Origin of the sequence: Tardiphaga robiniae (assembly GCF_013359755.1) — a bacterium.
Taxonomy (GTDB): Bacteria; Pseudomonadota; Alphaproteobacteria; order Rhizobiales; family Xanthobacteraceae; genus Tardiphaga; species Tardiphaga robiniae.
On the sequence record NZ_JABMCJ010000092.1, the window covers coordinates 406118 to 429140 of the forward strand.

Below are 23023 nucleotides of genomic sequence, written 5' to 3' on the forward strand. Positions count from 1 at the left end.
CTGTCTTAACCTCTCCCCGCAAGCGGGGAGAGGTAAGAAGCGAGCACGTGAACGTCACACCCCCAGATAAATCTGCTGGATATACTTGTCGCCAGCAATCTCCGCAGACGTCCCCTCACGGATCGTCCGTCCATGCTCCAGCACATAGACGCGATCCGCGATCCGCAGCGTTGATGTAGCGTCCTGTTCGACGATCAGGATCGCGGTGCCGTCTCTCCGGATTTGCTGGATCGAGTCGAAGATCAGCCCCTTCAGCCGCGGCGCGATGCCGACGGACGGCTCATCCAAAAGCAATAGCTCGGGCCGGCCCATCAGCGCGCGGCCGATGGCTACCATCTGCTGTTCGCCGCCGGACAATGTGCTGGACTGTTGCCATTGCCGTTCGCGCAGCACCGGGAATAGCGTGAAGACGCGCTCCAGGTCCTTCTCGACGTCCGCGTTGTTCTTGCGCAGGTAAGCGCCGAGCTGCAGGTTCTTCAGCACCGACAATTCCGAGAACAGTTTTCGCCCCTCGGGACAGTGGCAGATGCCCTTGGCAACGACGTTATATGGCTCGATCGGATGCAAGGACGCATCCTTGAAATTCAGTGTGCCTTGCGATGCGATCGAGCGCGAGATCGCTTTCAGCAGCGTGGTCTTGCCGGCGCCATTGGGGCCGAGCACGCCGATGAGTTCGCCTTTCTCGACCCTGATGGAGACGGATTCGATCGCCAGCGCCTTGCCATAGCTGACCTTGAGATCGGCGACTTCAAGCAGAGGCATGGGCTTCCTCCGTCTTGCCGATATAGGCTTCGATCACCTTCTCGTTCTTCACGATTTCTTCCGGTGGGCCGACGGCGATGATCTCGCCGAAATTCATCGCGATCACGCGCGATACCAATGCCATGAACTCGCGCAGCTTGTGTTCGATCAGCAAAATAGTGAGGTTCTCCTCGCGATGCAGCCTGCGGATCAACTGTGCCAGTTGTTCGATCTCGCTGCTGCCAAGCCCTGCGAAGGGCTCGTCGAGCAGCAACAGGTCCGGCCGGGTCGCCAGCGCACGGGCGATTTCGAGCCGCCGCAGGTCGCCGTAAGGCAGCGTCTCCACCGGCTCCTTGTCGCGTCCGCCGAGACCGACCTGTCCCAGCAGATAGCTGGCGCGCGCCTCCTTGTCCTTGTCCTCGCTGGCGCGCGGCGACATGCAGGCCACCAGCACGTTCTCCAGCAGGTTCATGCCGACGAAAGGCCGGGTGAGCTGGAAGGTGCGCGCCATGCCGCGATTGACCACCTTGTAGGGGGCAAGCTCGCGCACCAGTTCGCCGTTGAAGTGAATGGTGCCGGTTGTCGGCTGCATGAAGCCGGTGAGGATGTTGAACAGTGTGGTCTTGCCGGCGCCGTTGGGGCCGAGAATGCCAGTGAACTCGCCTTTCTTCAGCGTGAAGCTCGCGTTCTTGACTGCGGTCAGGCCGCCGAAGCGCTTGGTCACGCCGTTGACTTCGAGCAGGTCAGTCATCGCAGGCGCTCCGTCAGCCGGCGCCAGAGCGGCGCGATCAGTCCATTAGGCAGGAAGAACAGGATCAGCATCAGGGTCAGCGTGTAGATCCATAGCCGGTATTCGCCGAAGCCGCGCAGCATCTCGGTGAGCAACGTCAGGAGGATCGCGGCGACGGCGGCGCCATAGATCGAACCGATGCCGCCGACATAGACCATGATGATCACCGTGATGGAGACCACGACCGAGAACAGCGGCGGTGACACCTGTAGCTGATAATGCGCATAGAGCGCGCCGCCCAGACCGGCGAAACCGGCCGAGATCATCAGCGACACGATCTTGTAGAAGGTGACGTTGATGCCGGCTGCCTGACAGGTCGCCTCGTCGCCGCGGATCGCGCGGAGTAGTAATCCCCAATGCGACTGCGCCAGCAGCGTCAGCGCGATCACTGTGACCGCGAGAATCGCCAGCACGAACCAGTAGTAATGCAGCGGGTTCTTCATGAGGGGATCGAGGCCGTAGATGCCTTCCTCGCCGCCGGTATATTCCCAGAAGATCAGACACAGCCGCTGCAGGATCGCGGAGGCGGAGAGCATCGCCAGCGCGAAATATGGCCCGCGCAACCGCAATGTCGGGAAACCGACCAGCAGGCTGAAGGCGATGGCGATCACCACGCCGAGCGGCAGGCTGACCCACGGATTTGTCGACCAGATCGAGGACAGGAAACCGGCCGTATAGGCGCCGGCGCCGATGAACAGCGAATGGCCGAAATTCTCGCGCCCGGTGAGGCCGGACATGAAGTCCCAGCTCGAGGCCCAGATGCCGTAGATCACGCAGACCGTGAGCACGCCGGTGAGATAGTTGCTGGCGGCGAACATGGGCAGCAGCGCGAGAAAGGCGACCACGAGGATGCCGCCTGCGATGTCTATGGGGGCGATGCGTTTCATGTCAGAATGCCGCCCGTCGCCCGAGGAGTCCTGACGGGCGTATCATCAGCGTGACGACGACCGCGACCAGCGACACCAGCTCGGTCCATGACGTCGAAATCAGATAGGCGACGATGGTCTCGGAATAGCCGAGGATCAGCGACGCGATGATGCTGCCGGGGATCGAGCCAAGCCCGCCGACGATGACGATGGCGAAGGCCTTCACCATCGGCAGCAGGCCCATGGTCGGCTGCACCGTGAGGAAGGGCGACACCAGTACCCCAGCGAGCGCCGCGGTGCCGGCGGAAATCGCCATCACGATGGAGAAAATGCGGTTGGTCGGGATGCCCATATATTGCGCGGCTTCCGGATCCTGCGATACCGCGAGGATGGCCGCGCCGAGCCGCGTGCGCTGGATGAACAGCCAGAGGCCGAGCAGCACGAGGACACCGGCGACAAGGGCGAGCAGGCGCTGGCCGGAAATATCCACGCCGCCGATCGAGAGCTTGTCAGCCACGAAGGAAGGCACGTTGCGATATTCGGAGCCGAAGGTGATGAACAGCGCCTGTTCGACCGCGAGCGAAACGGCGAGGGTAATCATCAGCACCGCGAGCTGAGACGAGCGCAGCGGACGCACCAGAAAACGCTCCATCACCACGCCGAAGCCGGCGACGATCAGCACAGCAAGTGGTGCTGCGATGAAGAGCGGAACGCCGAGCAGCGAGGTGAGGACATAGGCCGCATAGGCGCCGAGTGCGTAGAACGAGCCATGGGCGAGATTGAGGATGCGGGCGACGCCGAAGATCAGGGTGAAACCAACGGCCAGCATCGCATAGATGGCGCTGGAGACCGCGCCGTAGATCAGAATCTGAAGCATGAGAACCCGCTGTTGAAGACCGGACGGCGGAGGGCGAACTTCTTCGGGCTCGCTTCTCCCGTTTTCCGGCCGGCGAGGGATCGCCGGCCGCGCGGTTACGCTGCGGTCAGATGACCGCCATCAACAAATCAGTTGCTCATCCAGGGCGGTGCGATCATCGGGCCGGTAGCGGCTTCCTTCGGCCAGACCACGACGCGGGCGCCGTCCTTCTGCCACTGCACGAACAGCAGGTTCTGCAGGCCCGGGCCGGTCTTCACGTCGTGTACTTCGTCGAACACCAGCTTGCCGGCGATGCCGACATGATCGGTCTTTTCAAGCTCCTTGATGACCGCATCGGGTTCTATGGAGTTGGCGCGCTTGACGGCGTCTGCATAGACGTACACCGAGTCGTAAGCACCGATTCCGGTATAGACGGGTGCGGTGCCGAAGCGCTTCACGAATTCATCCCAGAACGGAATGGTCTTTGGCGTAAGCGGCGCGCGGATGGCGAACATGCCGACGGTTTCGGCATTGGCCTTGCCGCTGACGCGCGTGAAGAAGTCGGCATCCTGGCTCTTGACGTCGATGCCGCCGATCGGGATCGGCACCTGCGCGTCATGCCACTGCTTGACGAAGATGTCCGATGAGGCATGCGAGAGCACGACGATCAGATACTGCGCGCCGGAATTCTTCACCTTGGCGAACAGCGGTGAGAAATCCGAGGTCGAAGTGTCGAAGAATTCGGCCAGCGTCACGTCGGTGCCGCCGTCGGTCGCGCCCTTTTTCAGGATCGGAACGAGATCCTGCACCCATTTGGCGTTCTCGCCGACGATGGCGATCTTCTTCAGGCCCATCTCGCCTTTCAGCTTGCCGTTGATGAAGTCGACCAGCGCGCGCGCCTGATGCGCCGCGTTGATGGGGAAGGCGCGGAAGATATATTTGTAGTTCTCATAGTCTGTTTTCACCTTTGCGGTGATGGCAGGTGAGGCAGCCCCGACGCCGATATAGATCGTCTTGGCGTTGGAAATATGCGGCAGCTGGGCCAGTGTGACGCCTGACGTATAGCCGCCGATCAGCACGTTGACCTTGTCATCGGCGGTGAGCTTCTTGATTGCAGCGATGCCCTGTTCGGGATTCTCGGTCTCGTCGGCGACAACCATTTCGAGCTTGCGGCCGAGCAATCCGCCCTTGGCGTTGATCTCTTCGATGGCCAGCTTAGCGGCGTTCTGCGTATCGCGGCCGACCTGCAACTGGACCGACGTCGGAATGCCGATCTTGATCGGCGCTTGCTGGGCAGATGCTGGAGCAGCGGAAGCAAGGGCGCCAGCAACAATCATACTCGCAGCCGCAAGCGGCCTCAGAAATGAGTCCATGGTGTCTCTCCCTAGAGGCATCTGGGTCGTTGCCCGATGCTTTTTTGTGTGATCACAGACTGCCAAGTGCGGCGAGAGCAAGTCAAGGAAGATTGCGCGCAGCAACACTGTGTCGCGGATTAAATTGCGAGCATTCACAAAGCGCTTCTTGTTGCGACGCGATCACTGCTTGCATGACATGTAACGATGCTGCGGCGCGGGTGGCACATTGCAAGTTGCGAGCAGGTGCAACATGCGCATTCTCAAGTGGCCGAGTTGGGGGTGGCGTTGGGTACAGCCGGGGCTGCCAAGGGGTGGGACCGCCGACGCAGGTAATAACGGCGGTCCCGTGCCGTGCATTGAAATTCGGGGTTGGAAAGCGACTTCCGCACCCCACTGCGCGACGCGATCGACGCTATCCCAGCCGGGTTTTGTCGCAACTTAAACCAAATCTTAACCTAACCGATTAGGCTTACCTGGCCGGCTTTTCGAGCATTTTTAGTAAAGGTGGAGAATAATCTACTCCGCAGCCCGGGCCAGCAGGGTGATGTCGTTGGCATTGGCGCAATAGTTCTCGTAGTTCGCCGCCGCCGTCTTGGCTGCGAGGTCGGCGCCGCAGGCCCGTTTGTGTGCGCAACTGGCGCAGGCGTGGCGCATCTCCATCATGTCAGGCGGCCGGATCTTGGCAATGGCGGCTTCGTCAAAACCGAGCGCACGGAGCATCTGCGGCAATTCCTCCGCACCGTTCACGCCTCTGCGCACGATCGTATCGAGATCGCTTGGCGCAAGGCCAAGCTCATGGGCCATGCGTTTGAACTCGCCGCTGTCGAGCGCACCGAGTTCGTTGAGCTGGCGACGCTGGATCAACCAGTCGCCAATGCGTTCGATGAGATTGCTGACGACGGGATAGGGCTGGACGGATGTCATGGCGGTCTCCGCTGCTGAGAGTGATTGAGCGAAGGGTCTGCGCAGCAGCGCGGAGTCGCATTGCGCTGGATCAATCGGTGGGTGCGCCATGGACGGTTAGTCTTACCGCCAGAAATGCCTGCGCCGCAGGCACTTTCCGGGGAAACTCGAGGCTGGATTCAACGTTATCCATGCTTAACTTAGAGACATTGTTAGTCCAGAAGCCGGGAACCGGCCTCAGGAGGCGTAAATGAGTTGCAAGCGTTTGAGTATGATTGCGGCCGGCGTCAGTCTGCTGGCGTGCGTCGGTGCCGCGCAAGCGGACACATACAAGCCCGGCGAATTCTTGCTGCTCGACCTGCAGAAGGCCGTGCTGTCGCCGAAACTGCTGGGCCCGCCCGCGTCATTCGAGCAGGTGCAGATCCAGGCCAAGGCCGATGCGAAGGCGAATGTGAAAGCTGATCCGGCGAAGGCAGCACCGCGTCTTGTGCGCGCGCAGTCTGCGAAGCCGGTGGCACAGCGCGCCGCTGCGCAGAAGAAGGTTGCCCGTCGCAGCAATCCGCTGAACGCCAATGCGGCGGACACGCGGGTGCAGGTCTGGCCGTGCCGCACAGGTGGCATCTGCAGCTGGCAGAAATGAAAAGGCGGCGGATTGCTCCGCCGCCCATTCGGTCTTCAGGCTGAGGCCTGAATGATCAGGCCTTGATCTCTTCCACGCCGCACCATTCGGCGATGAACAGCGCCAGCGCCGTCGTCGTCTTCTTCAGCGAGGGCAGGTTGACGCCTTCGTCGAAGCCGTGGACGCCGCGCGAAATGCAGCCGTAGTTCAGCGTCGGCACATTGTCGAACAGCGCGTAGACGCGGCTGTCGAGATAGGCGAGCGAGATTTCCGGCTTGGGCTTCTGGCCGAACACCGCTTCATGCGCCGCGGCCAGCGTGGCTTCTGCATCAGATCCCGGCTTGAGTTCGTAGCCTTCGGCCTGGAAGCCGTTGAAGGTCACGGTCGGCGGGATGTTCGACAGGAACGGATCCTGATGTGCGAAGGCGGCGACGCAGTCGGTGATCTCCTTCTTCGCTGCTTCGGCTGTCTTGCCGGGCAGCAACGAGATGCGGAAGTCCACCTTGCACCAGGCCGGGACCGATGACGCCCAGTCGCCGCCGGCGATCTTGCCGATGTTCAGGTTGACCGGCTTCTCGATGTTCTTGAAGTGCTCGTGCTGGTCCTTGGTCGCATTCCACTTGGCTTCCAGCTTGCGCAATTCGCCGATGATGCGATAGGCGCCGTCGATGGCGTTGGCCCCGGTGCCCATGCGCTGCACATGCACCGGCACGCCGCGGACTTCGACCTGGAACCAGACGACGCCGATATTGGCGCGCGTGATCGTCTCATGCGACGGCTCCGACACCACCACGGCGTCGGCCTTGTAGCCGCGCAGATGCGTCATCAGCGCGCCGTCGCCGGTGGACTCCTCTTCCACCACCGACTGCAGATAGACCGTTGCCGCTGGCTGCAGGCCGAGGCTCTTGAGTGCATCGAGCGCGAAGATGTTGGAGGCGCAGCCGGCCTTCATGTCGCCGGCGCCGCGGCCCTGCATCCAGTCGCCCTGGATCACGGGGTCGTAAGGCGGCGTGGTCCACATGTCGTGGGGACCTTCCGGCACCACGTCGACATGGCCCTGCATGATCAGCGAGCGGCCTTTCTCCTCGCGCGGATAATGCGTGCCGACCACGATCGGCGCAGTCGAATGCAGGTCGTCCCAGGCGCCGGCGCCGGGATGATGGCCGAGCGCGGCGCGATCCATCTCGAAGCGCTCCATCTTGTAGCCGCGCGTTTTCATGGCGCGGAACATGAAGTCCTGCATCGTGTGTTCGTTGCCGCGGGTCGAGACGTGGCGCACCATGTCCTGGGTGAACTTCACCTGGGCATCGAAGCCCTTGTCGACGGCAGCGATGATCTTGTCGCGAAGTGCGGGATCGAGAGCCATTTGTTTTTCCTTTTCTTGTGAGAGGGCTCAGGCAGTCAGCGCGCGTTCGAGCTTGTCCATGCCTTCGTCGAGGATTTCGTCCTGGGCGGTCAGCGGAACGAGCACGCGGATGGTGTTGAAGTTAACGCCGCAGGACAGCAGGATCAGACCTTCTTCGGTGGCCTTCTGCGTCACCTTCTTGGTCAGTTCCGCGTCCGGCGTGTCCGAGCCGCGTTCCTTGACGATGTCGAAGGCGATCATGGCGCCGACATTGCGGATGCTGGCGATCGGCACGAGATCGTTACGCTGCTGCATCTTCTTCAGGCGCGTGGTGATGCGCTCGCCGATATGGTTGGCGCGGTCGACCAACTTCTCTTTCTCGAACACGTCGAGCACGGCCATCGCTGCGGCAATCGCCAGCGGGTTGCCGGCATAGGTGCCGCCGAGGCCGCCCGGATCGGCAGCGTCCATGATCTTCGCCTTGCCGATCACGCCCGACAGCGGGAAGCCGCCGGCGAGGCTCTTCGCCACGGTGATGAGGTCGGGCTTCACGTCGTAATGTTCCATCGCGAACATCTTGCCGGTGCGGCCGTAACCGGTCTGCACTTCGTCGGCGATGAAGACGATTCCATTCTCGTCGCAGATCTTGCGCAGCGCGCGCATCAGTTCCGGCGGGGCCTGGTGGAAGCCGCCTTCGCCCTGCACGGGCTCGATGATGATGGCCGCGACGCGGGCCGGATCGATGTCGGCCTTGAACAGGAAGCTGAGATACTTGAGCGATTCCTCAACCGTGACATCGAGCGGCGCGGCCGGGAACGGCACGTGCCAGACTTCCGGCATGGCTCCGCCAAAGCCCTTCTTGTAGGGGAACACCTTGCCGGTCATGGTCATGGTCATGTGGGTGCGGCCATGGAAACCGCCGGTGAAGGCAATCACGCCGGCGCGGCCGGTGGCGGCGCGGGCCATCTTGATGGCGTTCTCGGTCGCTTCGGCGCCGGTGGTGAAGAATGCGGTCTTGGTGGCGCCGTCGATCGGCGCCAGCTTGTTCAGGCGCTCGGCGAGGGTCACGTAGGATTCATACAGCAGCACCTGGAAGCAGGTGTGGGTGAAGTTCTCCATCTGCGCGCGCACGGCGGCCATGATGGTCGGGTGGCAGTGGCCGGTGTTGAGCACGGCGATGCCGCCGGCGAAGTCGACATAGCGCTTGCCTTCGACGTCCCAGACTTCCGCATTCAGCGCGCGCTGCGCCGAGATCGGAGTGGAATGGCCGATGCCGCGGGGAACGGCGGCTTCGCGGCGCGCGAAGATTTCTGCGTTGGTTGGCATGCGAGTTTGTCCTTCGAGTTTTCTTGGATGTTGTTGGGTGTGGATCAGTGGATGGAGCAGGCTGCTGCGCCGGGCGCTGTAGGCTCCCTCGCCCCGCTCTTGCGGGGAGAGGGGTGGGGTGAGGGGCTCTTGCGATCCGCAAGTGCAGTGCGTGCGATGAGCGCCGTGCCATGCCCCTCACCCGCCGCGAAGACGCGGCGACCTCTCCCCGCGCAGAGCGGGGAGAGGTTAAGAGAGCGCGGCGTGCTGGTGTTCACTCGATAAGTCCAATCACCGCGCGGCTTCGAAACCGGCGAGGGTCGAGGTGAGGTTGGCGCCGAGGATGTCGGAGAGATATCCGCCTTCCTGAACGAGAACGGTGGGCAGGCCCATGCGCGCAACGGCTTCACCGATGCGCTTGAAGCCCGGGGTGGTGACTTTCAGGGCCGCCAGCGGATCGTGCTCGGATGCATCGAGGCCGAGAGCGAGAACCAGAGCCGTCGGTGCAAACGACTTGATGGTCTTCTCGGCGACAGCAAGCGCGTCGATGAAACCGTCATCGCCGGTGCCAAGCGCGAGCGGAATATTGAGATTGGTGCCGAGACCGTTGCCTTCGCCCTTCTCATGGGCATAGCCCCAGACGAAGGGGTAGTAACCGACGGGATCGGCATGGATCGACACCGTCAGCACGTCTGGACGCGCATAGAAGATGCCCTGTGTGCCGTTGCCGTGATGCACGTCGACATCGAGGATCGCGACGCGCTCGTGCTTGGTGCGCAGATGCTCGGCGGCGATGGCCGAATTGTTCATGAAGCAGAAGCCGCCGGCCATGTCGCGATAGGCGTGGTGGCCGGGTGGGCGACACAGCGCGTAGACGGCGTCCTCACCGTCCATCACCATCTGCGCCGCGGTGACGGCGACGTCGGTGGAGGCGCAGGCACCAAGCCAGGTGCCAGGACCGATCGGTGCTGCGGTATCCGCGGTGTGCCAGCCGAGCTTGCCGGTGATGTGGGTGGGATAGCTGCCCGCCACGCGGTTCGGGTGGATATTGGCGATCATTTCCGGGCCGTAATCCGGCAGCTTGATCCATTCTTCCCAGGCGCCTTCGAGGAAGCGCAAATATTCCGGCGAGTGCACGCGGGCACGTGGGCCCTGGCCGAATTCGGTCGGCGCGACGATCGTGTGCTTGCCGTCGGCGAGGCCTTTCAGCAGGCGCTCGGCGCGCTCCGGCTGCTCGGTGGTTTTACGGACCTGACCGCGCACTAGGAAGAACTGCGGATCATGGCTCTTGTGCTTGTCGGAATACACTGCCTTCACGTAGCGGCTCCATTCGTTGAGGAGGGAAGTTCGCGGACCAGCTTGCCGACTTCGCGCCAGGCAGCGCCGATATGATAGTCGATCCGCGCGGTGATGATGTCGGCATGCCCCTGTTCGAGCACTTCGAGCAGCGCCTCATGGGTCTGCGCAATCCGATGCGGATCGTCATAGAGCCGGCCGATCAGACCGATCGTCATCCGCAGTTCCGAAGCGAGATCGTCGAACAATCGCAACAGGCGTTTGCTGCCGGCAATTTCGCAGATCATGCGATGAAATTTGTAATCTTCCTCGATCTGTCGCGCGTGATCGTCGATCGCGGCAGTCTCATGCATGACGTCGATCTGCCGGCGCAGCATGTCGCGATTGGCAGGCGTCATGTTCTTGGAGGCCAGCACGCCGGCATGACATTCGACGCAAATGCGCAGGTCGTAGACCTCGTCGATATCCGTCGCTTCGAGCTTGCGGACGAAGAAGCCGCGGCGTGGATGTGAGACCAGCAGGCCCTGTTGCTCGAGCAGCCGTGCAGCTTCACGGACAGGGGCGCGGCTGACGCCGAGTTCGCGGGCGATGCCGGCTTCGACGACTTTGGCGCCGGGCAGCAGCTGCCCCTTGATGATGGCCTGGGTCAGGATGCGTGCGACCTGCCCGACAAGATCGGTGTCGGCGAGGGCGGTCAGACCAACTGGAGGAGACATCAAACGCATGCGGGGGACCCGTTTCTTCCCCTGTACAAGAATTAATCGTCGATTGTCGACAGTTTAATCTTGCGAGCTGCCATGCGATTGTGTTTCCTGCCCGCACCTTAAAAAAAGCCGGGAACCGCGCCTGTGAATATGCACGCAAACCTTACGCCGACCCTCGATGCCGCCAAGCAGGTCCGTATCGACCTCGCCGCTGCCTATCGCCTGATCCATCGCCTCGGCCTCGATGACAGCATTTACACGCATATTTCGGTGCGCGTCCCCGGCACCCAGGACCGCTTCCTGATCAATCCCTATGGCATGCGCTTCGAGGAAGTGACGGCCGGCAACCTCGTCACCGTCGACGTCGACGGTAAAGTTGTCGACGATCCGCTCGGCCTCGGTATCAATCCGGCCGGCTTCACCATTCACAGCGCCGTTCACGCCGCCCGCCACGACGCGCAGTGCGTGCTGCATACGCATACCGTTGCCGGTGTCGCCGTGTCGTGCCTGAAGGACGGTCTGCAGCCGCTGAACCAGTGGTCGATGCAGTTCACCGACCGCATCGCCTATCATGACTTCGAAGGCATCGCGCTAGACCTGTCCGAGCGCGAGCGTCTGGTCGCCGATCTCGGCGACAAGATGGTTCTCATCCTGCGCAACCACGGCCTGCTCACCTGCGGCCGCTCGGTCGGTGAGGCCTTCAAGCTGATGTTCAACATGGAGCGCTCCTGCCGCGCGCAGCTCGCGATTCTTTCAACCGGCGCAGAAGTCATTCGCCCGTCCCACGCCATTGCCGCACACACCGCCGGCCAGTATGACCGCGGTTACGACAAGGTGCATGGCACCGAAGGCGGCAAGCCGGACAGCGAGTGGGAAGCGTTCAAGCGCATGCTTGATCGCACGGACGCCGATTACAAGAATTGATCCGACTTCCGCTACACATCGTCAACTGATCTGGGTTACGTGCCAACCGGCACTAAGGGGAAAGATATGTTGAAGAAATTTGTATTGGCTTTGGCACTGAGCACCGTGAGTACAATGGCGCTCGCGCAGGAGCCGAAGATGGGCGGCACCATCAATGCGGTGATCCAGCCTGAACCGCCGGGCCTGATGCTCGCGCTGGTTCAGAACGGCCCGACCCAGATGGTCTCGGGCAACATTTATGAAGGCCTGCTGCGCTACAGCAAGACACTGGAGCCGCAGCCCGGTCTCGCCGAGAGCTGGACCATCAGCCCGGATGCCAAGACCTACACGTTCAAGCTCAAGCAGGGCGTGACCTGGCACGACGGCAAGCCGTTCACCGCGGCCGACGTGCTGTTCTCCATCGAGACGCTCAAGGTCACCCACGCCCGCGCGCGCAATAACCTCGTGCAGCTCGACAAGGTCGAAGCGCCGGACGATTACACCGTCGTCTTCACGCTGAAGCAGCCCTTTGGCCCCTTCATCGGCATCTTCGAAGTCGGCTCGATGCCGATCATCCCGAAGCACATCTATGAAGGCTCCGACGTCAAGACCAATCCGGCGAACAACACGCCGATCGGTACCGGCCCGTTCATGTTCAAGGAATGGAAGAAGGGCTCGTTCATCCAGCTGGTGAAGAACCCCAACTACCACGTCCAGGGCAAGCCCTATATCGACGGCATCTACTGGCAGATCATTCCGGACGCCGCTGCGCGTTCGGTGGCCTACGAGACCGGTAAGGTCGATGTGCTGCCCGGCGGTTCGATCGAGAACTTCGACGTGCCGCGCGTGAGCAAGCTGCCGAATACCTGCGTCACCGGCGACGGCTGGGAGTTCTTCTCGCCGATGGCCTGGATGTGGCTCAACAACCGCACCCCCGTGCTCGCCAACAAGAAGGTTCGTCAGGCGATCATGTATGCGGTGGACCGCGAATTCGCCAAGGACGTGATCTGGAACGGTCTCGGCAAGGTGGCCACCGGCCCATCGTCGTCGGCGATCAAGTTCTACACCGACAACGTGCCGAAATACCCCTACGATCCGGCCAAGGCCAAGGCGCTGCTGAAGGAAGCCGGCTACAAGGGCGAGAAGATCCGCCTGATGCCGCTGCCCTATGGCGAGACCTGGTCGCGCTGGGGTGAAGCTGTGAAGCAGAACCTCGTCGACGTCGGCATGAATATAGAGACCATCGCCACCGACGTGCCTGGTTCGAACCAGAAGAACATGGAGTGGGATTACGATATCTCCTTCACCTATCTCTATCAGTACGGCGATCCGGCGCTCGGCGTTGGCCGCAATTACGTGACGAGCGCGATCCAGAAGGGCCAGCTGTTCAACAATCTCGAGGGATACTCCAATCCCGAGGTCGACAAGCTGTTCGAAGAGGGCGCCGTCGCCACGCCGGATTCGAAGCGCAAGGAAATCTACGAGAAGGTCCAGAAGATCCTCGTCGAGGATGTGCCTGTGGCATGGCAGCTTGAACTGCAGTTCCCGACCATCACGAACTGCAAGATCAAGAACCTGATCACCACCGGTATCGGCGTCAATGACGGTTTCCGCGACGCCTGGATCGACAAGTAAGCTTTCAGCCTGATGCCCGTGACGATCTCTGTGATCGTCACGGGTTTTCTTTGTGTACTCTGACCTGAATGCGATGGACCTCTGATGCTGTCATTCGTTGCCCAGAGGATCGTGAAGGGCGTGTTCGTCCTGCTTGCGATCATCGTGATGAACTTCTTCCTGATCCGCCTTGCGCCAGGCGATCCCGCAGCGGTGATGGCCGGTGAGGCCGGCGCCAGCGATGAGCAATTCGTCCAGCAGCTGCGCGAAAAGTTCTCACTGGACAAACCGCTGCCGGAGCAGCTGTTCATTTACGTGAAGGGTGTCGTCACCCTCGACCTCGGTTTCTCGTTCCGCCAGCAGATGCCGGTCGCGAAGCTGATCGCCGAGCGTCTGCCGGCGACGCTGCTGCTGACGCTGACGGCGTTCGGCATATCGCTGTTGCTGGGCATCACATTCGGTACGCTGGCCGCGAGATTTGCGGGGACATGGGCGGACACCGCCATCACTGTCTCGGCGCTGCTGTTCTATGCCACGCCGATCTTCTGGGTCGCGCTGATGTCGATCCTGCTGTTCTCGGTCTATCTCGGCTGGCTGCCGAGCTTCGGCTACGAGACCGTCGGTGGAAACTTTACCGGATGGGCACATGTGAAAGACGTGGCCCTGCATCTGGTGATGCCGGCGATGACCATCGGCCTGTTCTTCATGGCGACCTATACGCGCATGACGCGCGCCTCGATGCTTGAGGTCAAGCGGCTGGATTTCGTCAAGACCGCCCGCGCCAAGGGCCTGCGCGACAACATCATCCAACGCCGCCACGTGCTGCGCAACGCGCTGCTGCCGGTGGTGACGCTGGCCGGCGTCCATTCCGGTACGTTGGTGGGCGGCGCGGTGCTCACCGAGACGGTGTTTGCATGGCCCGGCATCGGCCGGTTGCTTTATGAGGCGCTCTTGCAACGCGATTATAACCTTCTGCTCGGCGTCTTCGTGGTCTGCTCGGCGATGGTCCTGATCTTCAACCTCGTCACCGACCTCGTTTATCGGCTGGTCGATCCACGCATCGAGTTTGCATCATGAAGAAGTTCTGGAAATTGATGCTGCGCAATCCCGGCGGCGTTATCGGTCTGGTCATCATCACGCTTGCGATTTTCGTCGCGCTGTTCGGGCAGATGATCTTCCCGACCTCGCCCTGGCGCATGGTGCAGCGGCCGTTCCTGCCGCCCTTCACCAATCCGATGGTGACGCTCGGCACCGACGCGCTGGGCCGCGACGTGTTTGCAGGCCTGATCTACGGCGCCCGCGTGTCGCTGCTGGTCGGTCTCGTCTCGACCACCGTGGCGCTGACCATCGGCGTGCCGCTCGGCGCCATCGCCGGCTATTTCGGCGGCAAGGTCGACGACGCCCTGATGCGCTTCACCGAATTCTTCCAGACCATTCCGAGCTTCCCGCTGGCCATTGTGCTGGTGGCGATCCTGCAGCCGTCGATCTATTCCATCGTTGGGTCCATCGCCATTGTCTCCTGGCCGCCGGTGGCGCGTCTGGTGCGCGGCGAGGTGCTGTCGCTGCGCACACGCGAATATGTCCAGGCGGCCATCGTGACCGGCCAGAGCAACACCTGGATCATCTCGCGCGAGATTTTGCCGAATGCGCTGTCGCCGGTGATCGTGCTGGCGTCGCTGATGGTGGCGAATGCGATCCTGCTGGAATCCTCGCTGTCGTTTCTCGGCCTCGGCGATCCCAATCTGATGTCCTGGGGCTATATGGTCGGCGCCGGCCGGACGGTGATCCGTCAGGCCTGGTGGATCACCGTCTTCCCCGGCGTCGCCATCCTGATTTCAGTACTCGGCATGAACCTGATCGGCGAAGGCCTCAACGACGCGCTCAATCCGCGCCTGGCGAAGGATAGCCGCTGATGACTGCTACCCCCGCCGTTTCCATCAAGAACCTGAAGATTGCTCTGCCGAAGAGCGCCGAACGTCCCTATGCGGTCGATGGCGTGTCCATCGATCTCATTCCCGGAGAGATCGTCTGCGTCGTCGGCGAATCCGGTTCCGGCAAATCCATGTGCGCGCATGCGCTGATGGGCCTGCTGCCGGATACGGTGAAGACCGAGACCGGCGAAGTTCTGTTCGAAGGCCAGAATCTCCTGAAGCTCGACGAAAGCGGCTGGCGCGAAGTGCGCGGCCGCGGCATCGCCATGGTGTTCCAGGAGCCGATGACGGCGCTCAATCCTCTGATGCGGATTGGCGAGCAGATGATGGAAATGTTCGAGGCGCATAATCTTTTGACGCCGAAGGAGCGCCGCGCCAAGGCCCTCAGCCTCGCCAAGGAAGTCGGTCTGCCAGATCCAGAGCGCATCATCCGCGCCTATCCGCACCAGCTCTCCGGTGGTCAGCGCCAGCGTGCGATGATCGCCATGGCACTTGCGCTCGAACCATCGGTGCTCGTCGCCGACGAGCCGACCACGGCACTCGACGTGACCACGCAGGCACAGATCCTTAAGCTGATCCGGAACCTGCAGCGCAGCCGCAACATGGCGGTGATGTTCATCACCCACGATTTCGGCGTCGTCGCCGATATCGCCGATCGTGTCGTGGTGTTGCGTCATGGCAAGATCGTCGAGGAAGGCTCGATCGACGCCGTCTTCAGGAATCCGCAGCACGATTACACCAAGGCTCTGCTGGCTGCCGTGCCGTCGATGCATCCGCCGGTGCGCGCGTCGCTCGACGAAAACGCCAAGGCTGTCGAGGTCATCGGCCTCGACAAGACCTATGTGACCTCGGGCGGCTGGTTCAAGCCGGACCGCCGCGTGCAGGCGGCGAACGAAGTCACGTTCTCCATCATGCAGGGCGAGACCGTCGGCCTGGTCGGCGAGTCCGGTTCGGGCAAATCGTCCGTGGCGCGTCTGGTGATGCGGCTCATCGAAGCCGATCGCGGCACCGTGCGCATCGGGGATATCGATCTCACGGCACTCGAAGGCAAGGCGCTGCGGGCGCAGCGCCACCGCATCCAGATGATCTTTCAGGACCCGTTCGCCTCGCTCAATCCGCGTCGCCGGGTCGGCCAGATCATCACCGATGGCCCGATCGCCCGCGGCACCGATCCCAAGGTCGCGATGCAGCGTGCGCGTGATCTGCTGGGGATGGTCGGACTCGATGCCGGCTCGCTCGATCGTTATCCGCATGAGTTCTCCGGCGGCCAGCGCCAGCGTCTCGGCATCGCCCGCGCGCTTGCGATGGATCCCGAGATCATCGTCGCCGACGAAGCCGTCTCCGCGCTCGACGTCTCCGTGCAGGCGCAGGTGCTGAAGCTGCTCGAAGACCTCAAGGCCCGCCTTGGTCTCTCGATGCTCTTTATCACCCACGATCTGCGCGTCGCCGCGCAGATCTGCGATCGCATCGCCGTGATGCAGCGCGGCGTCATCGTTGAGCTGAAGCCGACGGCGCAATTGTTTGCGTCGCCGGAACATCCCTACACCCGCGAATTGCTCGGCGCCGTCCCCGGCCAGAGTTCGCCATCCCAGGCCGCCTGACCTTATGCCGACGTCTCCCGTGACTTGTGTTTTCCTGAGCAGGACCATCAACCTGCGCAAATACCTGACCAACGAAATCGCCCGGCTCGACGGCAAGGTGAATTTTGTCGACCATCTCGACGGCACCGATCCCGCTAAAATCGACATGGCGGTGAGCTGGCATCCGCATGCCGACGGGTTCGATCACTATCCGAACCTGAAGGCAGCGTGTTCCATCGGCGCCGGCGCCGACAGCATCCTGAACTGTCCGAGCCTGCGCGATGGCATCGACGTGGTGCGCGTGGTCGAGCCGGCACAGGCGCAGATGATGTCGGGCTTCGTGATCTGGAACGTGATCTATCACCAGCGCCAGTTCGGGACGTATCTGCAGAACCAGCGCGATCACGTGTGGAAGCGCCTCGGTGGCGGGCGCCGCCCGTCCGAGGTTCCGATCGGCATTCTCGGCTACGGCGCCATCGGCGCGCGCGTCGCGTCCGATCTGGCGATGCTCGGCTTTCCCGTCAGGGTCTGGAGCCGCTCGGCCAAGCCGACGACACCCGGCGTGACCGGCTTCCACGGCAGCGATGGGCTCGATGCGATGCTCGCGGGCTCTGAGGTGCTGGTGAACCTGCTGCCGCTCACCGAGGAAACCCGCGGCATCCTCGATGCAAGCCTGTTCGCCAAGCTGCCGCGCGGCAGTTATCTCATTCAGGTCGGCCGCGGCGAGCACTCCGTTGAGCAGGATATCCTCGATGCGCTCGCCGGCGGGCAGCTCTCCGGCGCGACACTCGATGTCTTCCACACCGAACCGCTGCCCAAGGACCATCCGTTCTGGTCGCATCCGCAGATCGTGCTGACGCCGCACGACGCCTGCGAGGTCACCATGACCGCCATTGGTGACACGATTTTGGCGACGGCCGAAGCCGTGAAGCTGGGCGTGCAGCCGAAGGATTCGGTGGATCGCGGGAGAGGTTACTAACACTCCGTCATGGCCGGGCTTGTCCCGGCCATCCACGTCTTTGGACGAGTCAAGAAAGGCGTGGATGCCCGGCACAAGGCCGGGCATGACGACCGAGAGAATGGCGCTAGGCCCCTTACTCCGCCGCCAATCCCGTCATGCCCGCCGACGCTTCCAGCCAGTGCAGGAAACTGCCAGCCATGCTGCGCGCGACCGCGATGTGGAAAGTTGGCGCCTCGTCGACCTTCCACAGCGTCACGCCCATATGCGCGATCTGCGTGACGGCAACGCTGCCGGCTGGAAACGCCGCGGCGCTGAGATCGACGGCGACGCCCTTGGCCAGCACATCGAGCAGGGCCGGCCCGGTTAGCCGCAGCAATCCGACGCCATCGGACTGATCGACCACCGAGGCGAGGCCATCGAGCTGCTGCGCAAGGCTAACGACGAAACGCGGTGTGCCCGCATCGTGGGTCACCAGCCAGCGGCCGGGACCGGTGCCGAGAAATGATGTCGCATCGCTGCCGGAGCCGTGCGGTCCCCGTGGCAGGTTGATATCGAACTGTTCCTTCACGGCAGCAGCGAGCGCGGCACCCTGGCCCTTGCGGGCCATGACCGTCGCAATGGCGATGCCGCGACGTTCCCGTGCGATGACGCCGCGGCCATCGCCGATGGAGCGCAACTCAGCGAAGGCCGAGATATGAGCGAGATCAAGCACGCAGCCGCGCTCCTTCTGCATCGACGAACACGGGATCAACGACTTCGAGTTCAAGATCGCCGGAGCGTACGGGATCCCAGGCGCGGATGATCTCGCCGTGCCGCTCCGGTCCGCGCGCCAGCAGGCCAAGCCCGATCCAGTGATTGTTGCCAGGGCTGAACGCCGTCGAGGTGATGAAGCCGGCATTGTTGTCCGGCGCAGGCGTCACGCCGCGCGCGAACAGCAGCGATCCGTTGCGGAGGCGCTGGCTGCGATCGACCGGCCGCAGGCCGACCAGCGTCGGCCGATCCGGATCAATCAGCGCCTCACGCGCCGCCATGGTGCGGCCGATATAGTCCTTCTTCACCGACATCATGCGTCCAAGCCCGAGATCACACGCCACGGTCTGGCCGTTGAGTTCGGAGCCCGCGACATGGCCCTTTTCGATGCGCATTACCGAGAGCGCTTCGGTGCCATAGGGCGTAACGCCGAGTGCCTTGCCGGCCTGCATCAATGCATTGAACAGCGCTTCGCCATAGCCCGCGGGCGCGGCGATCTCATAAGCGAGTTCGCCGGAAAACGAGACGCGGAACAGCCGCAGCGGAATGTTGCCGACACGAAACTCGGCGCAAGCCAGATAGGGGAAGACTTCGTTGGAGATGTCAAAGGCATCGCCGAGCAGCACCTGCAGCAGCTCGCGCGATTGCGGCCCCGCGACCGCAACTTGCGCCCATTGTTCGGTGACCGAGACCATCTGAACGTCGAGTTCGGGCCACAGCACCTGATGGCAGTATTCCAGATGCTGCATCACCTTGCCGGCATTCACGGTGGTGGTCGTCATTACATAATGATCGGCGGAGAGCCGCGCGGTGGTGCCGTCGTCCATCACGAAGCCGTCTTCGCGCAGCATCACGCCATAGCGCACCTTGCCGACGGGCAGCGTCGAGAAGGTGTTGATATAGACGCGGTCGAGGAACGTGCCGACATCGGAGCCGCACAGCGCGATCTTGCCGAGGGTCGAGACATCGCAGATGCCGACGCTGGAGCGCACAGCCTTCACCTCGCGGGTGACGCTCGTGAGCCAGTCAGTCTCGCCGGGCGCATTGAACCATTGGGCGCGCATCCATTGGCCGGCTTCAACGAAGGTGGCGCCCGCCGCAGCGGAGGCCGCGTGGCTCGCCGTCAGTCGCACCGGTTTGAAATGCTTGCCGCTGTGCAGGCCCGCGAAAGCGCCGATAGCGACGGGTACATGCGGCGGGCGCGCCCGCGTCGCGCCGGTCTCGGCGATGGTCTTTTTGATTTCGCCGGCCAGGATCGCGAGCCCATTGACGTTGGACGTCTTGCCCTGATCGGTCGCCATGCCCAAAGTCGTGTAGCGTTTGAGCTGTTCGACCGAGCGAAAGCCTTCCTGCGCGGCAAGGGCAACGTCTGTCGCGGTGACATCGTTCTGAAGATCGACAAAGGCCTTGCGGCGCGATCCCGCGAACAGCCAGACCGGGTTGTTACAGGAGGCTTCATCGCTGGCGAGGATCGGCTTCTGCGCCTGCAACCCGAGACCGACATGCGAGGCAGCTTTTGCTCCGGCCAGCGCGCCGTGCTCAAGCGCGTCCGCGAGTGACCATTGCGCGGCTGCGGCGCCTGCGATCTGCATGCCCGGTGGCGTGTCGCTGCAGAGAAATGCCGATTTCTCCTCCGACCAACTGCCCTTGCCACCGAGATGCGTGGCGATGCCGATGCTCGGCGACCAGCCGGCGGAGACGCCAAGCGTATCGACGGCCACAGAGCGCGTCTGGCCAGCGCTGTCGGTGATCGTGATGTTCGTCAGCCGGCGATAGCCCGATGTGTCCGAGACATGCGCGCCGAGGAATTGAGGTGCGTTGCCTGCGAGTTTGCGCACCTCAGGCGAAACGTCTGTCCGTGCATCGACCACAACCGCGATTTCAGCACCGGCCTTCTGCAGTTCGAACGCACTGCGCCAGCCATCGTCCGATGTCGTGAAGATCGCAACGCGTTGGCCCGGCACCACGCCGAAGCGGTTGGCATAAGTGCGCAAAGCCGAGGCCAGCATGATGCCGGGCCGGTCGTTGCCGGGAAACACCAGCGGTCGTTCCTGCGCGCCAGCGGCGAGCACGCATTGTTTCGCAACGATCTTCCACAGCCGCTGCCGCGGCATGAATGGCGGCGGCACTGGCAGATGATCGCTGACGCGCTCGATGGCGCCATATTCGCCGTCATAGGCGCCGAACACGGCGGTACGCTTGAGGATGCGGACATTCGGCAGGGTGCCGAGTTCGGCCTCCGCCAGCGCCGCCCATGAGGCTGCTGTGACGCCATCGATCTGCGCGGTGTCGCTGAGCAATCGTCCGCCGAGCACGAAATCTTCCTCGGCCACGATCACCCGCGCTCCGGCGCGTCCGGCGGCGAGCGCTGCGGCGAGGCCCGCAGGGCCGGCGCCGATCACCAGCAGGTCGCAGAAGGCGTGCGATTTCTCATAGGTGTCGGGGTCGTCGAGGCCGCTGAGTGCGCCGAGGCCCGCCGAGGCACGGATGGCGGGCTCGTAGAATTTCTCCCAGAACGCCGCGGGCCACATGAAGGTCTTGTAGTAGAAGCCGGCATTCAGCAGCGGGCCGGCGAGCTGATGCACGGCCCGCAGATCGAAATTCGGCGACGGCCAGCAGTTCTGGCTCGATGCGTCCAGGCCATCAAACAGCTCGACCGTGGTGGCCTTGGTGTTCGGCTCGGCGCGCGCGCCCGAGCGCAGCGTCACCAGCGCATTCGGCTCTTCCGGCCCGGCCGAGAAGATGCCGCGCGGCCGGTGATATTTGAACGACCGGCCGACCAGCATTGTGTCATTGGCGAGCAGCGCGGACGCCAGTGTGTCGCCGGCATAGCCGCCATAGGTCTTGCCGTCGAAGGTGAAATTGATCGGCTTCGATCGGTCGATCAATCCGCCGGAGGCGAGGCGACGCGAGATGCTCATGATGCAGCCTCATCATGGGCCAGCACGGCGTCGATCACCTCATGCGTCGAGACGTTGCGCGTGACCTTGAGCCATGCGTGGCAGCCGGCGGCGTGATACCAGTATTCCCTGTGAACGCCGACTGGATTGTCGCGCAGATAGACATAGTGGAACATCGCTTCCGTGTTCTCGGGCGCGGGCCGCGTCAGCGTCGCGTCGCCGGAATAGGAAAATTCCGAAGCGTCGCGGGATCCGCAATAAGGGCAGGGGATGCGCATGGGGCCTCAGTGCAGGTTCGGTTGGGCGCCCTGGCCCTTTTCATCGACGATGTGGCCGGAGCGAAACCGGTCCAGCAGCAACCGATTGGCCGCGGGATGCGGCTCGTCCTTGGCGAGTAAATGCGCGAAGACTAAGCCGGAGCCCGGCGTCGCCTTGAAGCCGCCATAGCACCAGCCGGCATTGAGATAGAGCCCTTTGACGTGGGTGCGGTCGATGATCGGCGAACCGTCCATGGACATATCGACGAGGCCGCCCCAGTTGCGCAGCATCCGCGCACGGCCGATGGCCGGCATCAGCGCCATGCCGCCTTCGCAGACGTCCTCGACCACAGGCAGATTGCCGCGCTGGGCATAGGAGTTGTAGCCGTCGATATCGCCGCCGAACACGAGCCCGCCCTTGTCGGACTGGCTGATGTAAAAGTGCCCGGCGCCGAAGGTGATGACGCCGGGGATGATCGGCTTCAGCCCTTCGGAGACGAAGGCCTGCAACACATGGCTTTCGATCGGCAGTCGCATCCCCGCCATCGCTGCCACGCGCGACGACGAGCCGGCGACGGCAAGGCCGATCTTCTTCGCCTTGATCGCGCCGCGCGAGGTCTGCACGCCCACCGCGCGACCGTCGACGATGTCGATCCCTGTCACTTCGCAATTCTGGATCACGTCGACGCCGCGATCGCTGGCGCCGCGGGCGTAGCCCCACGCCACCGCATCATGGCGGACGGTGCCGCCGCGCTTCTGCAGCAGGCCGCCCTGGATCGGAAAGCGCGCCGCATCGAAATTCAGGAACTGATAGAGTTTGCGTACGCCCTCGCGATCCAGCAATTCGGAGTCGGCGCCGTTCAGCCGCATCATGTTGCCGCGCCGCGCATAAGCGTCGCGCTGGCCGTCGGAGTGATAGAGGTTCAATACGCCGCGCTGGCTGACCATGGCGTTGTAGTTGAAGTCCTGCTCGAGGCCTTCCCACAGTTTCAGCGACAGCTCATAGAGCGAGATGTTTTCCGAGAGCAGATAGTTGGACCGGATGATCGTGGTGTTGCGGCCGATATTGCCTGACCCGATCCAGCTCTTTTCCAGCACGGCGATATTCTTGAGGCCGTATTCCTTCGCGAGATAATAGGCCGTCGCCAGCCCATGCCCGCCGCCGCCGACAATGACGATGTCGTATTCGGCCTTCGGCGCAGCATCGCGCCATTGCGGCGTCCAGCCTTTGTGGCCGGCGAGGGTTTGCCTGAGCAGCGACATCAGCGAATAGCGCATGGAGAATCCGGGTGGCGATCAGGCCCGGAGTGTCGCGTATTTCGGGGATCGACACTAGTCCATGGGCGA

Annotated in this window: 21 protein-coding genes; 7 read left to right on the forward strand and 14 right to left on the reverse strand. The window is 62.9% G+C overall.

Features of this window, described 5'->3' with window-relative positions; genetic code table 11:
• Positions 1–54: 54 nt before the first annotated feature.
• From HP556_RS23915 to HP556_RS23940, 6 genes are all read right to left on the reverse strand, one after another.
• Entirely contained in the window at positions 55–762 is a 708-nt protein-coding gene (locus HP556_RS23915; protein WP_089262171.1) for an ABC transporter ATP-binding protein, read from the reverse strand.
• Positions 749–1492, reverse strand: a complete 744-nt coding sequence (locus tag HP556_RS23920; protein ID WP_120288460.1) for an ABC transporter ATP-binding protein — start codon at positions 1490–1492, stop codon at positions 749–751. The genes HP556_RS23915 and HP556_RS23920 overlap by 14 nt, the downstream gene beginning before the upstream one ends.
• Complete coding sequence (locus tag HP556_RS23925; protein ID WP_175368795.1) at positions 1489–2418, reverse strand: branched-chain amino acid ABC transporter permease; 930 nt, start codon at positions 2416–2418, stop codon at positions 1489–1491. The genes HP556_RS23920 and HP556_RS23925 overlap by 4 nt, the downstream gene beginning before the upstream one ends.
• 1 nt (position 2419) lies before the next feature.
• Positions 2420–3274 carry a branched-chain amino acid ABC transporter permease gene (locus HP556_RS23930; protein ID WP_068733337.1) on the reverse strand — a complete coding sequence of 285 codons (855 nt, stop codon included), beginning with the start codon at positions 3272–3274 and terminating at the stop codon, positions 2420–2422.
• 128 nt (positions 3275–3402) lie between these two features.
• Positions 3403–4626, reverse strand: a complete 1224-nt coding sequence (locus tag HP556_RS23935; RefSeq protein WP_175368796.1) for an ABC transporter substrate-binding protein — start codon at positions 4624–4626, stop codon at positions 3403–3405.
• A 498-nt stretch (positions 4627–5124) separates the two neighbouring features.
• On the reverse strand, positions 5125–5532 hold the full coding sequence (locus HP556_RS23940) for a hypothetical protein (protein ID WP_089262161.1): 408 nt from the start codon (positions 5530–5532) through the stop codon (positions 5125–5127).
• A gap of 229 nt (positions 5533–5761) precedes the next feature.
• Here HP556_RS23940 and HP556_RS23945 point away from each other — a divergent pair, with 229 nt between their 5' ends.
• Positions 5762–6151, forward strand: coding sequence for a hypothetical protein (locus HP556_RS23945; RefSeq protein WP_246297870.1), 390 nt, complete (start codon positions 5762–5764; stop codon positions 6149–6151).
• Between the two features lie 55 nt (positions 6152–6206).
• Here HP556_RS23945 and HP556_RS23950 read toward each other — a convergent pair whose 3' ends face one another.
• The 4 genes from HP556_RS23950 to HP556_RS23965 all read right to left on the reverse strand — a co-directional run bounded on the left by HP556_RS23950 (position 6207) and on the right by HP556_RS23965 (position 10792).
• The gene (locus tag HP556_RS23950; RefSeq protein WP_175368797.1) at positions 6207–7496 is read right to left on the reverse strand and encodes an ArgE/DapE family deacylase; all 1290 of its coding nucleotides are present in this window, start codon (positions 7494–7496) and stop codon (positions 6207–6209) included.
• A 27-nt stretch (positions 7497–7523) separates the two neighbouring features.
• The gene (gabT, locus tag HP556_RS23955; protein WP_175368798.1) at positions 7524–8801 is read right to left on the reverse strand and encodes a 4-aminobutyrate--2-oxoglutarate transaminase; all 1278 of its coding nucleotides are present in this window, start codon (positions 8799–8801) and stop codon (positions 7524–7526) included.
• 270 nt (positions 8802–9071) lie between these two features.
• Positions 9072–10097, reverse strand: a complete 1026-nt coding sequence (locus HP556_RS23960) for an arginase family protein (protein WP_120288468.1) — start codon at positions 10095–10097, stop codon at positions 9072–9074.
• A complete protein-coding gene (locus HP556_RS23965) occupies positions 10094–10792 on the reverse strand; it encodes a GntR family transcriptional regulator (protein WP_246297871.1) in 699 nt (232 codons plus the stop codon). The genes HP556_RS23960 and HP556_RS23965 overlap by 4 nt, the downstream gene beginning before the upstream one ends.
• A gap of 138 nt (positions 10793–10930) precedes the next feature.
• Between HP556_RS23965 and HP556_RS23970 the strand changes: the two genes are divergently transcribed.
• From HP556_RS23970 to HP556_RS23995, 6 genes are all read left to right on the forward strand, one after another.
• Positions 10931–11704, forward strand: coding sequence for a class II aldolase/adducin family protein (locus HP556_RS23970; protein ID WP_093759488.1), 774 nt, complete (start codon positions 10931–10933; stop codon positions 11702–11704).
• A 66-nt stretch (positions 11705–11770) separates the two neighbouring features.
• Complete coding sequence (locus HP556_RS23975; RefSeq protein ID WP_175368800.1) at positions 11771–13318, forward strand: ABC transporter substrate-binding protein; 1548 nt, start codon at positions 11771–11773, stop codon at positions 13316–13318.
• Positions 13319–13402: 84 nt separating this feature from the next.
• Entirely contained in the window at positions 13403–14374 is a 972-nt protein-coding gene (locus tag HP556_RS23980; RefSeq protein WP_120288470.1) for an ABC transporter permease, read from the forward strand.
• Positions 14371–15210 (forward strand): ABC transporter permease, encoded by an 840-nt coding sequence (locus HP556_RS23985; protein ID WP_093759485.1) that lies wholly within the window; start codon positions 14371–14373, stop codon positions 15208–15210. The genes HP556_RS23980 and HP556_RS23985 overlap by 4 nt, the downstream gene beginning before the upstream one ends.
• The gene (locus tag HP556_RS23990; RefSeq protein WP_175368801.1) at positions 15210–16829 is read left to right on the forward strand and encodes an ABC transporter ATP-binding protein; all 1620 of its coding nucleotides are present in this window, start codon (positions 15210–15212) and stop codon (positions 16827–16829) included. The genes HP556_RS23985 and HP556_RS23990 overlap by 1 nt, the downstream gene beginning before the upstream one ends.
• Positions 16830–16848: 19 nt before the next feature.
• On the forward strand, positions 16849–17787 hold the full coding sequence (locus tag HP556_RS23995; RefSeq protein WP_175368802.1) for an NAD(P)-dependent oxidoreductase: 939 nt from the start codon (positions 16849–16851) through the stop codon (positions 17785–17787).
• 115 nt (positions 17788–17902) lie between these two features.
• Here the strand turns inward: HP556_RS23995 and HP556_RS24000 are convergent, their stop codons facing one another.
• The 4 genes from HP556_RS24000 to HP556_RS24015 are packed head-to-tail and all read right to left on the reverse strand — an operon-like array spanning position 17903 to position 22954.
• Complete coding sequence (locus HP556_RS24000; protein WP_175368803.1) at positions 17903–18481, reverse strand: sarcosine oxidase subunit gamma family protein; 579 nt, start codon at positions 18479–18481, stop codon at positions 17903–17905.
• Positions 18474–21440, reverse strand: a complete 2967-nt coding sequence (locus tag HP556_RS24005; protein ID WP_175368804.1) for a sarcosine oxidase subunit alpha family protein — start codon at positions 21438–21440, stop codon at positions 18474–18476. Before HP556_RS24005 ends, HP556_RS24000 begins: the two co-directional genes overlap by 8 nt.
• Complete coding sequence (locus HP556_RS24010) at positions 21437–21697, reverse strand: sarcosine oxidase subunit delta (protein ID WP_175368805.1); 261 nt, start codon at positions 21695–21697, stop codon at positions 21437–21439. The genes HP556_RS24005 and HP556_RS24010 overlap by 4 nt, the downstream gene beginning before the upstream one ends.
• Positions 21698–21703: 6 nt before the next feature.
• Complete coding sequence (locus HP556_RS24015; RefSeq protein ID WP_175368806.1) at positions 21704–22954, reverse strand: sarcosine oxidase subunit beta family protein; 1251 nt, start codon at positions 22952–22954, stop codon at positions 21704–21706.
• Positions 22955–23023: the final 69 nt, after the last annotated feature.

Bases quoted from the DNA above. Each gene is read 5' to 3' on its own strand.
- HP556_RS23925 (WP_175368795.1), bottom strand. From the start codon at position 2,418: ATGAAACGCATCGCCCCCATAGACATCGCAGGCGGCATCCTCGTGGTC.
- HP556_RS23915 (WP_089262171.1), bottom strand. From the start codon at position 762: ATGCCTCTGCTTGAAGTCGCCGATCTCAAGGTCAGCTATGGCAAGGCG.
- HP556_RS23945 (WP_246297870.1), top strand. From the start codon at position 5,762: ATGAGTTGCAAGCGTTTGAGTATGATTGCGGCCGGCGTCAGTCTGCTG.
- HP556_RS23985 (WP_093759485.1), top strand. From the start codon at position 14,371: ATGAAGAAGTTCTGGAAATTGATGCTGCGCAATCCCGGCGGCGTTATC.
- HP556_RS23970 (WP_093759488.1), top strand. From the start codon at position 10,931: ATGCACGCAAACCTTACGCCGACCCTCGATGCCGCCAAGCAGGTCCGT.
- HP556_RS23965 (WP_246297871.1), bottom strand. From the start codon at position 10,792: ATGTCTCCTCCAGTTGGTCTGACCGCCCTCGCCGACACCGATCTTGTC.
- HP556_RS24005 (WP_175368804.1), bottom strand. From the start codon at position 21,440: ATGAGCATCTCGCGTCGCCTCGCCTCCGGCGGATTGATCGACCGATCG.
- HP556_RS23940 (WP_089262161.1), bottom strand. From the start codon at position 5,532: ATGACATCCGTCCAGCCCTATCCCGTCGTCAGCAATCTCATCGAACGC.
- HP556_RS23975 (WP_175368800.1), top strand. From the start codon at position 11,771: ATGTTGAAGAAATTTGTATTGGCTTTGGCACTGAGCACCGTGAGTACA.
- HP556_RS23935 (WP_175368796.1), bottom strand. From the start codon at position 4,626: ATGGACTCATTTCTGAGGCCGCTTGCGGCTGCGAGTATGATTGTTGCT.
- HP556_RS24010 (WP_175368805.1), bottom strand. From the start codon at position 21,697: ATGCGCATCCCCTGCCCTTATTGCGGATCCCGCGACGCTTCGGAATTT.
- HP556_RS24015 (WP_175368806.1), bottom strand. From the start codon at position 22,954: ATGCGCTATTCGCTGATGTCGCTGCTCAGGCAAACCCTCGCCGGCCAC.
- HP556_RS23920 (WP_120288460.1), bottom strand. From the start codon at position 1,492: ATGACTGACCTGCTCGAAGTCAACGGCGTGACCAAGCGCTTCGGCGGC.
- HP556_RS23950 (WP_175368797.1), bottom strand. From the start codon at position 7,496: ATGGCTCTCGATCCCGCACTTCGCGACAAGATCATCGCTGCCGTCGAC.
- gabT (WP_175368798.1), bottom strand. From the start codon at position 8,801: ATGCCAACCAACGCAGAAATCTTCGCGCGCCGCGAAGCCGCCGTTCCC.
- HP556_RS23930 (WP_068733337.1), bottom strand. From the start codon at position 3,274: ATGCTTCAGATTCTGATCTACGGCGCGGTCTCCAGCGCCATCTATGCG.
- HP556_RS23990 (WP_175368801.1), top strand. From the start codon at position 15,210: ATGACTGCTACCCCCGCCGTTTCCATCAAGAACCTGAAGATTGCTCTG.
- HP556_RS23980 (WP_120288470.1), top strand. From the start codon at position 13,403: ATGCTGTCATTCGTTGCCCAGAGGATCGTGAAGGGCGTGTTCGTCCTG.